Genomic DNA, 13,034 nt, shown 5'->3' with positions numbered 1-13,034 from the left:
AAGGTCGTCCAGTTGGGCCTGTGCGCAGGCGCCTTTCTGGCAGAATCGCCGGATGGGGTGGCAACATGTCCGGCGGCCGCACACCGCGCGCCGCAGCGCCACCCCCGTCGCGCTTGGAGGAGATATGTCGCATATGGCCCCCGCAACCATGCCGGAAGAACGTGGCAGCCCGGCCCCGAATGGCCGCAGTCCGCGCCCCCACATTGACATCGACATCGACGAAGGCACGATAGCGCAGGCCAGCCGCGCCGACGCCGCCGAGATCGAGAATCTAAGGCTGAGCTGCTACCGCGCCGCCCGGGAATTCGAGCTGTTGCAGCCGGCAGCGCTCGCCTGGGACGCCGCCGACGACGCCAACACGGTGCTGATCGCCAGGAGCAACAGCGGCCAGTTGCTGTCGACCACGCGCGGCTCCCTGGTCGCCGACGCGCAGACGGCCGAACAGGCCATGGGTTGCAGCAACGAGTTGCCCGACGCCGTATTCCCCTCCTTGCTGCTGGGCCGTGGCGCCACGCTGCACGCCAAGGGCGGCGCCGGCCTGCACTCCCTGTTGCGCTACCACTTCCTGCTGGCGGCCAGCGGTTCAACCGTGCAATCGCTGATCGGCATGGTCTACGCCGGCGCGCCGCGCACCCGTCTGATGGCCGGCATCGGCTATGAGTTTTTCCAACCGAACCAGGTGTGGGACCCGGAGGTGCGCGCGCACAGCCCGAACCTCATCGCCGTGCTCGAACGGGACAGGTTCGCGGCGGCGCTCAACCAGCTGGAAGCGACGCTGGGCGACCTGCTTGGGCGCTTCCCGCTGCACGGCGCGGCCGTCCGGCTTGACGGCCTCGGCCGTTCGCCCGTCGCCGTCCGGGGCGGCAATGGCTGAGGCCGGCCGCGCCGATCCGGCGCCCGTGGCGGACCTCCCCGCGCCGGCCGCAAGCAAGGCCGGGGCCGCCATCGACGAGCTCCTCTCCGCGCCGCTGAACCGGCGCGAATATGTCGAGTTGCACCCGGTCGACAAACCGCAGGTGGTGCATTGCCATCCCGCCCTGCGCCTGCTCACGGCCGAAGGACGGCAGCCGGAACACAGCGCCGAGGAGTGGATCGGCCCACACCTCGGCCGCATCGTCGACGGCGACGTGAGCGGCGCGCGGCCGGCCGCGCGCCGCTTCGTCGAGCCCGGCGTCGGGCGCAGTTGCGTCGCGGCGGACATCGTTTTCTCCAGCAATGACACGCCGCCCGGCTGGCCGGCCGCCGCCGACTTCCTGCTCACCGGCACCGGTCTGACACCGTATGGCGCGGCCGGCTTCGTCAACGTCGGGCGGCGCCTGGACGGCCGCCTGTCCCTGACCCGCGCCCTGTACCGAAAAGATTGCGCCGAACGCCTGAGCGATGCCGGCTGTCGCACCAGTCTCGCCGTTGCCACCCTGAAACTGCCGGGCCGGCCGATCGACATGCCGGACGGCAGCGTGTCGGCGCCCGCCGTCCTGTTGCGGGCCTTCCGCTCGCTGGTTCGGGTGAAACAATTGGACCCCATCGCCTGCGCGCTGCACAGTGCGCGGCACGGCTTGCTCGCCCTGCAGTATGTGTTGGCCGAGGCCGACCGGCGCCTCGGCGCGACGCTGCCGCGCGGCGACGTGCTGCGCTGCGCCCTGGCCCGCGCTTTCGAGCACTACGGCCCCGCCGAACTCGATCTGCCGGCCTTGCTGGGCGACATACACGCCAGCGGTGCCCATGCGCTGATTCGGCAGATCCGCCTGGCGATCATCCAACAGGCCGCCGCCCCGCTGCTGGCGCGCACGGTCGCCACGCTGCGCGCCGTCCGCGCCGACGCCGACGACGACGGCCGGCTCGATCCGGACCGGCTCTGGACCTATAGCCACTGGTTTTCGCGCCAGCTGGGCCGGCAGCTGGGCCTGTTCAAGCAACAGCGTTTCCTGCATGACTACCACTACCCCGGCATCCGCCGCAACGGCGCCTGGGTGTATAGCTTGGTGGAAAACAACGTCACCCTGGCCGCCGAATTCGCCGATCTTGAAACCGGCGTCTTCGTCGACGCGGACATCGAACACATCCGCCATCACATCCAGCTCAGCACCGATGAGATCCTGACCCTGCGCCGCCACTACGCCGCGCTTCACCAGCGGGATGTGCAGGCCGCCGCGCGCGTCGCCCACACCCTCGACACCATCGTCCGCCTGCTCTGCCCACACGGCGGCGGCGCCGCGCAGCGCGTCTTCGCGGCCGCCTACCGGCAGGCATCCAAATAAGGGGAGCACCATGAAAGAGCTGAATTGCCTGCGCTACCTGGAAAAACGCGGACTGCCGGACCTGCCCGAGGCGCGCCAGCAAATGCTCGCCTCGCTGCGCGCCGAGGGTCATTCGGCGGCGACCCTGGCGGCCATGGCCGTGGTGCCGCGCCACGCCTTCGCCCCGCCCGGCCTGTGGCGCCTGGGCTACGCGATGATGGATCTGTGGGGGCCGACGCAATATGTGCCGTCGCCGCGCACCATCGCCGTCATGCTCGACAATCTGAAACTGGAGACGGCGCAGAGCGTGCTGGAGTACGGCACCGAGTCCGGCTACCTGAGCGCGCTGCTGGGATTGCTGGTCGAGCGCGTCTATACGGTCGAACTCGATCCCGCCAAGCTGTGGCTGAGTTCGGACGCCTTTCGTGAACTCGGCCTCGACAACATCCGGCAAAAATTCGCCGACGGACGGCTGGGCTGGCCGGAGTTGGCCCCCTTCGACCGCATCGTGATTCCGTTTGCCATCCCGTGGATACAGGACGAGTTCTCCCGCCAGGCCGCCGCCGCCGGCGCCATCATGGCGCCGGTCGGCCCGTACGCGGGGCCGCAACGCCTGACCCGCAGCGACCTCTCGCCGCTGGGGCCGCTGATTACCGATCTCGGCCAATGCACCATGCCGCCGCTCACCGGTGTCTGGGCCGGCGTCTGGGCCGGCGCGGCGGCCATGCCGATGCCAAGCTTGGCCATGGCCGACGAGACGGCGGCGGACGACGCGGCGACGCCGGCCGGTGGCGCGTGGCAGGTCTGGGCCGCCTAGACGGGAGACCTCCAGTGAACCGCATCTTTTCCAGCCGCTATTTGGACGAGGCCGCCGACAATCCCGATATACAGCACATCAAACAGCGCTCCTACGACGCGCTGATCGGCGATGCCGGCGGAACGTATGCCGACATCGGCTGCGGCCCCGGCTTGGACACCGTCCCCATCGCCCTGCGGCTGAACGACAAGGGCCGCGTGTTCGGCCTGGACGCCGACGCGGCACAATTGCGCGCCGCCGACGCCCGCGCCGCCGGCGCCGATATCGCCGCCCAGCTGCGGCATCTGCACGGCGACGCCTGCGCCCTGCCCTTCGACGACCAGTCGCTCGACGGTTGCCGCTGCGAACGTCTCCTGCAGCACTTGGCGCCCGTCATGGCGCTGCGGGCGTTCGCCGAGGCCATGCGCGCCACCAAGCCCGGTGGACGGCTGGTGTATATCGACACCGACTGGCCCTCCTTCAGCGTGCATTGCGCGGACGCCGGCCTGGAACGGCTGCTGACGGCATGCCATTTACAGACCATCGCCAACCCCTACGCGGCCAGGGGCCTGGCCGATTTGTTCGCCGGCCACGGCCTGGCCGACATCCGCCTCGTCGGCGCGACGGTGCGCCTGGCCGGCGGCGCCGTTCGCCTGCTGCTCAAGGACGCCGCCAGTCTAGCCCAGCGCCACGGCTGGCTTGCCCCGCTCGACGCCGCGTACTGGTTCGCCGCCTTGGCGCACAGCGAACAACAGGGGCGGTTTTATGCGGCGGTGAACATGCTCTGCTGCGTCGGCACAAAGCCCGGCTAGAACGCTGGCCGCCAGGCGCCCCCTGCCGCGCACGACATCCGCCGCCGGCGATGGACCTCAACGGAGCATCCAGATGGAACCTCGATCATGATGGCCGACCTCAAGTTCGCCCTGGCCGGCGCGATGGACGCCTACCTCGCCCGGGCCGACGTGAGCGGTTTCGGCATCGGCCTGAAAACGGTGGGCGGCATCGCATCGGACGAGCTCTGCGTCACCTTCCTGGTGCGGCGAAAAATGCCCGCAAGGCTGCTTCACAGCGGCCAGGCACTGCCCGCCCGCATACGGCTGGGCGGAAAAATCTATCCCACCGACGTCGAGGAGGCGCTGCGGCCGCAGGCGCCGATGCTCGTCCCTCCGCGCACCGAACCGCCGCCAGGCGCCGCCATCGAATACGGCGCCGTCCTGCGCGGCGGCATGAGCGCGGCGCACCAGGCCAGCCAGTACGGCACGCTGGGCTGCTGCCTGCGCAGCGCGGGCAAGGTCGGCGGCACGCCCGAGCTGTTCATCAGCTGCAACCACGTGCTCGCCCTATACAATCAGGCCCGCTTGGGCGACCCCATCCTCGCTCCGGCCGCCGCTCAGGCGCATGGACTGCCGCGGACCAAAATCGGCGTGCTGGCCATGTATGTCCCGCTCCGTTTTGGCGGGCTCAACTATGTCGATAGCGCGGCCGCCCGCATCGTCGCGGGCAACGCCGGAAGCCGGGAAATCATCGGACTCGGCCTCCTTGGCGCGCCGGCGCCGCCGCACGAGATCGTGCCGGGGCAACTGGTCTGCATGAGCGGCAGCGCCTCGGGCAAGACGGCCGGCAGGATCGTCGCGGTGCACAGCAGCGTGAAGATAGACTACTGGCAATTCGGCCAGCTCGGCCGCGACACCGTCTTCCTCGACCAGATCATCACCGGCCCCATGGGCGCGCTGGGCGACTCCGGATCGATTCTGCTCGACCAGCGGAACCGGCCGCTGGGGCAGCTGTTTGCCGGCACGGTGCGGCACGGCTATTTCAACTACCTGGCCAACACGCTGGCCTTGCTTGGATAGGCGCGGCAGCTATTTCGGCGGAATCAGGGTGCCCAGATACAGCGCCATCTCCCTGTCGTCGATGGGCGGACCGTCCATGTTGAAGTAACCGATCACGGCGTAATACACCCAGCGCGCCAGCGCCGCCGCGTCGTCCGCCCCCCAGCCCAGTTGCTGCAGCAGCCCGCCCACATACGCCAGCCGTTTCTGGTCGACCCGCTGCTGGACTTCGCGCGCCATGACGTCGTGCTGCGACCAGCTGCGGATGGCCCGTCCCAGCGGCGACTTGCCCGCCACCGTGGCGCTCAACAATTCGCGCAGGCGCTCGTGCGCATCGACTTCGCGCCAGCCGGCGAAGTCGATCAGCCCGTCTGTGTCGCACCGCTCCCACTCTTCCAGCAAGGCGGCCTTAAAGCTCGGCATGTCCGCGAAATGCCAGTAGAAGCTGCCCTTGGTCACGCCCAGTTGGCGGGCGATGCCCATGATCGTCAAGCCTTCCTGGCCCTGCGCACCTAATGTGGCCAGGCCGGCGTCGAGCCAAGCCTGGCGATTTAATCGTTGATCCATACGCCACCATACCGTACGGTATTGACAAACGCAAGCGGCAGTGCGAGACTCCAACCATACCTCAAGGTATGGTGAGCGAATTATCTGTTCCACGATGGAATTTACGATGGAAAATTTACGATGGGGAAAACGATGCAAATCAATTGGATGGCCACCTCGGCCTGGGCGGTACTGGCGCTGGGTGTGGGGCACATTTTGATGGGGCTGCTGCGTTTCCGGCAAGCCTTCCTGGAGACCCTGCGGGACGGCCTGGTCGGCCAATTCCACCACAACGACACGCGGCGCGTCGGCTTCTGGTTCACCATCTTCGGACCGCTGCTGATGCTGGTTGGCCATCTCGCCGTGAACGCCGCGCGGGCCGGCGACCTTCACCTCTTCAGCATCATCGGCGGCTATCTGATTCCCATTGCGCTGCTCGGTGTGATCGCCTGGCCGCGCTCGCCCTTCTGGGCCGCGCTGATCGTCGGCGGCGTGCTGCTGGCCGTCGGCCAGGGCTGGCTGGCCTGATCGGCCCTTGCCCGGAGCGCAGCGGCCGGCCTAGGCGGGGAAGCTGAAGCCGGCGGGATATTCGTGGTAGCCGTCGAAGTCCTGCTTGCCAAGGGGCACGCCCTGGCTGCGCAGGATGGCGTACGCCGTCACCAAATGGAAGAAGAAATTCGGCAGCGCGTAAGCAAGCACGAAGTCGCGCCCGACAAAGCGGCGCGTCGCCAGGCCGGCCGTGGTTTGCACGTCCAGCGCCTCGCCCGCGTTGATTGGGTCGGCCGGCACCTGGCCCAGGAAGGCCAGCGTGGCGTCGATGCGTGCGCTCAGCGCCGGCCAGTCCTGGTCGCCGCCGGCCAGCGCCGGCACCTCGATGCCCAGCAAGGGACAGCAGGCGCGCAGCGTGAAGCCGCAGGCGATGGTCACCTGCTGGGCGAAGCCGAACATGTTTTCGGCCAGCGCAGCGTGCAACACCGGCTTGCCGGTGCGCCGCTGGTGGTTCTCGGCCACGTCCAAGGTCTGCCGCAGGCAGTACAAATAGTGCTCGAACACCGGCACCGAGGCGCTGTATAAGGTCGTGCTCACCACTGCTCCTTGCTTGGCTGCTTACTCAACCGACACTGACCCGGCCCTTCAACTCCGCCACCGCAGCCGTCCAGTCGGCATAGTGCTCGCTGTCGGTCCACAACTCGCGCAGCTCGGACTGCTCGGCCAGGATGCGCTCGATCACCTGGTGCGCCTTCGCCGCCAAGTCCGGCCGCGCCTTCTGCGGCCGTTGTTCGACCCAGGCGTCGAGCGCCGCACTCTCCTCGCTGCGCAGGCCCCAGTGGCCCTGCAGACGGGCGATCACCTCGATCGCCACCAGCGCCTCCGCGGCGAACGGCGCCTCCAGATAGGCGCCGCCGTTGTCGAGCACATTGTCGAGGGTGCTCTCCACCGCCTCCAGGTTTTTTGTCTCCCGCAGGTCCTCCGCCCAGTCCAGCGCGTAGTCGTTGCCAAAGGCGTCCACTGCCCAGGTTCCCATAGTTCACTCCTTGTTGATGGCGGCATTGCCGCCTTTATTTTTTATGACCCCAACGCCACACCGGCGGTTCGCCGGTGCGCCAGCAGATCGCCAGCAACAGCACGTTGAGCACCCCCACATACAGCAGGAACGAAAGCACCGAGCGTGCCGGATTGAACAGCACGCAGCCCAGCAGCATCAGCGCGATGTAACCAAGCAGCACCGCCCAGCCCTGCCACACCAGCGGCAGACCCCAGCCCCAGCCATAGGTTTTGGCGCCGAACCAGTAGCGTTTGGACCCGCCGGACGCGCCGGCGTTCGCCCCACCCTGCGATAACTTGGACATCTTGCCTCCTTGTCGCGTTGCACTGCTTATTTCACTGCTTATTTCACTGCTTATTTCACTGCCTATTTCACTGCCTATTTTTGCGTTTTGACCACTTGCAGCGCGGTGGCGATCAGCCCGCTCATCTCGCCCAGGTTGGCCGGGATGATGATCGAGTTGTTGGTCTTGGCCAGGTTGGCGAAGGCGCCCACGTACTGCTCGGCCACTTTCAAGTTGACCGCGTCGGCGCCGCCCGGCGACTGGATCGCCGCGCCCACTTCGCGCAGCGCGGCGGCGGTGGCGTCGGCCAGCGCGACGATGGCGGCGGCCTGTCCCTCGGCGCGGTTGATGGCCGCCTGCTTCTCGCCCTCGGAACGGGCGATCGAGGCCTCGCGCTCGCCGCTGGCGATGTTGATCTGCTCCTGCTTGCGCCCTTCCGAGGCGGCGATCAGCGCGCGCTTCTCGCGCTCGGCGGTGATCTGCGCCTGCATCGCGTGCAGGATCTCCTTCGGCGGAGTCAAGTCCTTGATCTCGTAGCGCAGCACCTTGACGCCCCAGTTGGCGGCCGACTCGTCGATCGCGTTGACGATGGCGGTGTTGATGTGGTCGCGCTCCTCGAAGGTCTTGTCCAGCTCCATGCGGCCGATCACCGAACGCAAGGTGGTCTGCGCCAGCTGGGTGATGGCGGCGATGTAGTTCGACGAGCCGTAGGAGGCGCGCTTGGCGTCGGTGATCTGGAAATACAGGATGCCGTCGACCTGCAACTGGGTGTTGTCCTTGGTGATGCAGACCTGCGGCGGCACGTCCAGCGGAATCTCCTTCAATATGTGCTTGTAGGCGATGCGGTCGACGAAGGGGACCACGATGTTCAGGCCCGGGCCCAGCGTGGCATGGTATTTACCCAGCCGCTCCACCACCCAGGCGTGCTGCTGCGGCACCACGTTGATGGTCTTGAACACGAACACCAGGGCCAGGATGAACAGGATGAATGTGACGTTACCTAAACTAATTTCCATTGCGTACTCTCCAGGTTGAAAACGGTATTGCCGATATCTCGGCACGGCGCCGCCGGCGGGCCGCCCTCAGGCGGCCACCACCAGGCGGCTGCCGCGCACCTCGCGGATGGTGAACTGGCCGGGCGCCGGCTGGGTGCCTGGCGCCAGGTCGACATCCCACATGGCGCCGCGATACATCACCCGCGCCGTGCCGTCCAGCCACTCGGCGACGTGCACGGTCTGGCCGATGTCCATGTTGACGTTGGGATCGCGCGCCGGGTCGCCGCGCTCGGGCCGGCCGTACTTGCTGCGCCACAGCAGGCCGGTGGCCAGCACGCCGACCACGGCCGCCACCAGCGTCTGGCCGGGCGCTTGCAGCCCGGCCAGCGCGGCCAGGCCGCCACAGGCCACGCCTATGCCGATCATCAGCAAATAAAAGGTGCCGGTGAACAGTTCGAAAATCACGATCACGCCCGCCGCCACCAGCCATGTCATCCAGTCCGCCATGATGCCTCCTTCGATGCGCGCACACATGCGCTTTTAAAAAACAAAAACCCCCGCTGCCCGCAACGGGCGACGAGGGTTTTCACTGCGATTTGGTCAGTATTGATGGTGTTTTTATTGGTCGACACTATGTAAGCAGTCTAACGCAAATCCCGCCCGCGTCAACCGCTTCTTGTTCGATTCCCACCATTTCTTACTTGGCAATATCTGTTTGGCACCTTATTTCTGCTGCAACGCGGCCAGTTTCTGCCAGGTGTCGATGACCGAGTCCGGGTTCAAGGACATCGACTCGATGCCCTCGCCCATCAGCCATTCGGCGAAGTCGGGATGGTCCGACGGGCCCTGGCCGCAGATGCCGATGTACTTGCCCTGCGCGCGGCAAGCCTTGATCGCCATCGACAACAGCGCCTTGACCGCCGGGTCGCGCTCGTCGAAGTCGGCCGCCAGCAACGCCATGCCGGAATCGCGGTCCAGGCCCAGGGTCAGCTGGGTCAGGTCGTTCGAACCGATCGAGAAACCGTCGAAGTACTGCAGGAACTGGTCGGCCAGGATGGCGTTCGACGGCACTTCGCACATCATGATCAGGCGCAGGCCGTTTTCACCGCGCTTCAGGCCGTTCTTGGCCAGCAGGTCGACCACTTTCTCGGCCTGGCCCAGGGTACGCACGAACGGCACCATGATCTCGACGTTGGTCAGGCCCATGTCGTTGCGCACGCGCTTCATGGCCAGGCATTCCATCTCGAAGGACTCGGCGAAGTCCGGCGACAGGTAGCGCGCCGCGCCACGGAAGCCCAACATCGGATTTTCCTCGTCCGGCTCGTAGCGCGAACCGCCGATCAGCTTCTTGTACTCGTTCGACTTGAAGTCGGACAGGCGCACGATCACCGGCTTGGGCCAGAAGGCCGCCGCGATGGTGGCGATGCCCTCGGCCAGCTTGTCGATGTAGAAGGCCTTCGGCGAGGCGTGGCCGCGGGCCACCGATTCGACCGCCTTTTTCAGGTCGGCGTCGATGTTCGGGTATTCCAGGATCGCCTTCGGATGCACGCCGATGTTGTTGTTGATGATGAACTCGAGACGCGCCAGGCCGACGCCGCCGTTGGGCACCGACTGGAAGTCGAAGGCCAGTTGCGGATTGCCGACGTTGAGCATGATCTTGACCGGCAGCGGCGGCAGTTCGCCACGCGCCACTTCGGACACTTCCGTTTCCAGCAGGCCGTCGTAGATCTTGCCCTCGTCGCCTTCGGCGCAGGAGACGGTGACGAAGGTGCCGTCCTTGAGGATGTCGGTGGCGTTGCCGCAACCGACCACGGCGGGCACGCCCAGTTCACGCGCGATGATCGCCGCGTGGCAGGTGCGGCCGCCACGGTTGGTGACGATGGCGGCGGCGCGCTTCATCACCGGTTCCCAGTTCGGATCGGTCATGTCGGCCACCAGCACGTCGCCCGGCTGCACGCGTTCCATGTCGGCCGGATCGGTGATGACGCGGACCGGACCGGCGCCGATCTTCTGGCCGATGGCGCGGCCCGAAGTCAGCACGGTGCCGCTCGATTTCAGCTTGAAGCGCAGCTGCGCGTCGGTCGCCTTCTGCTGCGACTTGACCGTCTCCGGACGCGCCTGCAGGATGTACAGCTTGCCGTCGCGGCCGTCCTTGCCCCACTCGATGTCCATCGGACGACCGTAGTGGTTCTCGATGATGACGGCGTACTTGGCCAGCTCGACCACTTCGTTGTCGTCCAGCGAGTAGCGGTTGCGCATCTCGACCGGCACGTCGACGGTCTTCACCGAGCGACCGGCCTTGGCTTCGTGGGTGAACTCCATCTTCAGCAGCTTGGAGCCGATGTTGCGGCGGATCACCGGCGACTTGCCCTTTTCCAGCATCGGCTTGTGGACGTAGAACTCGTCCGGGTTGACCGCGCCCTGCACCACCGTCTCGCCCAGGCCGTAGCTGGAGGTGACGAAGACCACGTCCTTGAAGCCGGACTCGGTGTCGATGGTGAACATCACGCCGGCCGCGCCCAGGTCGGAACGGACCATGCGCTGCACGCCGGCCGACAGGGCCACCTCGGCGTGGGTGAAACCCTTGTGCACGCGGTAGGAAATGGCGCGGTCGTTGTACAGCGAGGCGAACACCTGCTTCATCGCGTCGAGCACGTTGTCGATGCCGACCACGTTGAGGAAGGTCTCCTGCTGGCCGGCGAACGAGGCGTCCGGCAAGTCCTCGGCGGTGGCCGAGGAACGCACGGCGAACGACATCTCGGTGCTCGAATCGGCCACCAGTTTTTCGTAGAAGGTTTGGATTTCCGTGGCCAGGCGCGGCTGGAACGGGGTCTCGACGATCCATTGACGGATCTCGGCGCCGGCCTGGGCCAGCGAACGCACGTCGTCGATGTTCAGGCCGACCAGGCGGTCGGCGATGCGCTCGGCCAGCGGCTTGCCGCCGTTGGCGCCGTACGACAGGAAGTCGCGGAAGGCCTGCGCCGTGGTGGCGAAACCGCCCGGCACGCGCACGCCGGCGCTGGCCAGCTGGCTGATCATTTCGCCCAAGGAGGCGTTCTTGCCGCCGACCGATTCCACATCGGTCATGCGCAAGGTTTCGAACGAGGCGACGTAGACCGCCTCGCCTTTCTGCCCTTGTTGCTCCTTCAGTGCTGCGTTGGAAATACTGGTCATAATGACACCCTTACTTGATGATAGAAATCTTCTCGCGAGGCGCCGACATTCAATCTTGTTATTCTTAGCGTCGTGCAGCACAATCTTACTGTTGGCAGACATTTTACAGCCTGCAGCGCAAATTGACGATTCACAATACTTAATTGACGATTAACCCGGCACCCCCATGACCCAAGAACAACGTCCGCCCTTGCCCAACGCCGCCCGCACGGTATTTTTCGTATCGGATGGCACCGGTATCACGGCCGAAACTTTCGGTCACGCCGTGCTGACCCAGTTCGAGCTGCGCTTCCGCCAGATCCGCCTGCCCTTCATCGACACCATCGACAAGGCGCACGACGCGGCGCGCAAGATCAACGAGGCCTTCGCCGCCGACGGCCAGCGGCCGATCATCTTCTCGACCCTGGTCAAAAACGACCTGTCGGCGGTGATCCGCAACTGCAAGGGCCTGCACATGGACCTGATCCAGACCTTCGTCGCGCCGCTGGAACAGGAGCTGGGCGTCAAGTCGACCCACACCATCGGCCGCTCGCACAACATCGTCGACTCGGAGGAATACAAGAACCGCATCGAGGCGATCAACTTCTCGCTGGCCCACGACGACGGCCAGTCGCACAAGAATTTGTCGTCGGCCGACGTGATCCTGGTCGGCGTGTCGCGCTCGGGCAAGACACCGACCAGCCTGTACCTGGCCATGCAGTACGGCATCAAGGCGGCCAACTACCCGCTGATCCCGGACGACTTCGAACGGGGCCGCCTGCCCTCCTCGCTGTACGAGTTCAAGAGCAAGATCTTCGGCCTGACCATCACCGCCGAACGCCTCGCCGAGATCCGCAACGAGCGCCGCGCCGGCAGCAAGTACGCCTCCATCGAGAACTGCCGCTACGAGGTCAACGAGGCCGAGATGATGATGAAGCGCGAGGGCATCCGCTGGCTGTCGTCGACCGCCAAGTCGATCGAGGAGATCTCCACCACCATCCTGCAGGAGATCAAACCGGACCGGCGCGATTACTGACGATCAGGATGGGCCGGCGCGATTCGTGGCATCGGCGCGCGCACCAGCTCCCGCTTCAACGCCAAGGTCAACCACGGTTTCATTTTCCTCACTCCAAAGGGCTCACCTGCTTGTTACACGCGCCCCGCCGTTTCGGATATTTTCGAATCCCGGCCGACCCTCGTTATCGTGGCAAGCCCCCAAGCAGTCAATGAAGAAACAGGAAAAAGCCATTGCGGCGGAGACGGCGATGCCGGCCGCGTGGTCGTCTTCGCATCTACGTCGGTAGACGCCGGTCTTGCCGCAATAATTGTTCAAATCGTTCTGTATCGACTGGCCGACTGTAGTAATAGCCTTGCATCAGGTCGCAACCTTCGGTCCTGAGAAAATCAAACTGCTCCTCGTTTTCGACGCCTTCCGCTATCACCTGCAACCGCAAGCTATGGGCTAGCGTGACAATAGCGCGCACAATGGCCGCATCATCGGCGTCGATGTTAAGCTCGCGCACGAAGGATTGATCGATCTTCAGAACATCAATGTAAGCGCTCCACGAACCCCAACCTATTCAGCCAGGCAGAATGCTGGTTAAATCCGGGGTATGCAAATCCTTCACATTCCACGGCAGCAGCGC

The 13,034-nt window shown here is 65.8% G+C and carries 15 protein-coding genes; 7 read left to right on the top strand and 8 right to left on the bottom strand.

The genetic code is table 11. The features are described 5' to 3' along the window. Positions 1 to 133: 133 nt before the first annotated feature. The 5 genes from H7U20_RS14820 (at position 134) to H7U20_RS14800 (ending at position 4,886) form a co-directional block, all read left to right on the top strand. Complete coding sequence (locus tag H7U20_RS14820) at positions 134 to 874, top strand: hypothetical protein (RefSeq protein ID WP_199759922.1); 741 nt, start codon at positions 134 to 136, stop codon at positions 872 to 874. 25 nt (positions 875 to 899) lie between these two features. Further along, positions 900 to 2,258 (top strand): hypothetical protein, encoded by a 1,359-nt coding sequence (locus H7U20_RS14815; RefSeq protein WP_233410769.1) that lies wholly within the window; start codon positions 900 to 902, stop codon positions 2,256 to 2,258. Positions 2,259 to 2,268: 10 nt separating this feature from the next. Beyond that, the gene (locus H7U20_RS14810) at positions 2,269 to 3,054 is read left to right on the top strand and encodes a protein-L-isoaspartate O-methyltransferase family protein (protein WP_199759920.1); all 786 of its coding nucleotides are present in this window, start codon (positions 2,269 to 2,271) and stop codon (positions 3,052 to 3,054) included. Positions 3,055 to 3,068: 14 nt separating this feature from the next. Next, positions 3,069 to 3,845, top strand: coding sequence for a methyltransferase domain-containing protein (locus H7U20_RS14805; protein WP_199759919.1), 777 nt, complete (start codon positions 3,069 to 3,071; stop codon positions 3,843 to 3,845). 87 nt (positions 3,846 to 3,932) lie between these two features. Further along, on the top strand, positions 3,933 to 4,886 hold the full coding sequence (locus tag H7U20_RS14800; protein WP_199759918.1) for a hypothetical protein: 954 nt from the start codon (positions 3,933 to 3,935) through the stop codon (positions 4,884 to 4,886). Between the two features lie 9 nt (positions 4,887 to 4,895). Here the strand turns inward: H7U20_RS14800 and H7U20_RS14795 are convergent, their stop codons facing one another. After that, positions 4,896 to 5,432 carry a TetR/AcrR family transcriptional regulator gene (locus tag H7U20_RS14795; RefSeq protein ID WP_199759917.1) on the bottom strand — a complete coding sequence of 179 codons (537 nt, stop codon included), beginning with the start codon at positions 5,430 to 5,432 and terminating at the stop codon, positions 4,896 to 4,898. A gap of 132 nt (positions 5,433 to 5,564) precedes the next feature. Here H7U20_RS14795 and H7U20_RS14790 point away from each other — a divergent pair, with 132 nt between their 5' ends. After that, the gene (locus tag H7U20_RS14790) at positions 5,565 to 5,939 is read left to right on the top strand and encodes a DUF6463 family protein (protein WP_199759916.1); all 375 of its coding nucleotides are present in this window, start codon (positions 5,565 to 5,567) and stop codon (positions 5,937 to 5,939) included. A gap of 30 nt (positions 5,940 to 5,969) precedes the next feature. On the opposite strand, the gene H7U20_RS14785 is transcribed toward H7U20_RS14790, so the two are convergent. From H7U20_RS14785 to ppsA, 6 genes are all read right to left on the bottom strand, one after another. Beyond that, the gene (locus H7U20_RS14785) at positions 5,970 to 6,497 is read right to left on the bottom strand and encodes a DUF1993 domain-containing protein (protein WP_199759915.1); all 528 of its coding nucleotides are present in this window, start codon (positions 6,495 to 6,497) and stop codon (positions 5,970 to 5,972) included. 25 nt (positions 6,498 to 6,522) lie between these two features. Next, positions 6,523 to 6,936: a DUF4259 domain-containing protein gene (locus tag H7U20_RS14780; RefSeq protein ID WP_199759914.1), complete on the bottom strand. Its 414-nt coding sequence runs from the start codon at positions 6,934 to 6,936 to the stop codon at positions 6,523 to 6,525. 34 nt (positions 6,937 to 6,970) lie between these two features. After that, the gene (locus tag H7U20_RS14775; RefSeq protein ID WP_199759913.1) at positions 6,971 to 7,261 is read right to left on the bottom strand and encodes a hypothetical protein; all 291 of its coding nucleotides are present in this window, start codon (positions 7,259 to 7,261) and stop codon (positions 6,971 to 6,973) included. A 74-nt stretch (positions 7,262 to 7,335) separates the two neighbouring features. Continuing rightward, positions 7,336 to 8,256, bottom strand: coding sequence for an SPFH domain-containing protein (locus H7U20_RS14770; RefSeq protein WP_199759912.1), 921 nt, complete (start codon positions 8,254 to 8,256; stop codon positions 7,336 to 7,338). Positions 8,257 to 8,322: 66 nt separating this feature from the next. Further along, on the bottom strand, positions 8,323 to 8,742 hold the full coding sequence (locus tag H7U20_RS14765; protein ID WP_199759911.1) for an NfeD family protein: 420 nt from the start codon (positions 8,740 to 8,742) through the stop codon (positions 8,323 to 8,325). Between the two features lie 216 nt (positions 8,743 to 8,958). Then, positions 8,959 to 11,409 (bottom strand): phosphoenolpyruvate synthase, encoded by a 2,451-nt coding sequence (gene ppsA / locus H7U20_RS14760; RefSeq protein ID WP_199759910.1) that lies wholly within the window; start codon positions 11,407 to 11,409, stop codon positions 8,959 to 8,961. A 166-nt stretch (positions 11,410 to 11,575) separates the two neighbouring features. On the opposite strand from ppsA, the gene ppsR reads away from it, so the two are divergent. Further along, positions 11,576 to 12,424: a posphoenolpyruvate synthetase regulatory kinase/phosphorylase PpsR gene (gene ppsR / locus H7U20_RS14755; protein ID WP_199759909.1), complete on the top strand. Its 849-nt coding sequence runs from the start codon at positions 11,576 to 11,578 to the stop codon at positions 12,422 to 12,424. 256 nt (positions 12,425 to 12,680) lie between these two features. Here ppsR and H7U20_RS14750 read toward each other — a convergent pair whose 3' ends face one another. Beyond that, the gene (locus H7U20_RS14750; RefSeq protein WP_370593157.1) at positions 12,681 to 12,932 is read right to left on the bottom strand and encodes an EAL domain-containing protein; all 252 of its coding nucleotides are present in this window, start codon (positions 12,930 to 12,932) and stop codon (positions 12,681 to 12,683) included. Between the last annotated feature and the right edge of the window lie 102 nt (positions 12,933 to 13,034).

It is taken from the genome of Rugamonas violacea, assembly GCF_016461825.1.
Classification (GTDB): domain Bacteria; phylum Pseudomonadota; class Gammaproteobacteria; order Burkholderiales; family Burkholderiaceae_D; genus Rugamonas.
This window is presented reverse-complemented; position numbering and strand designations above follow the sequence as displayed.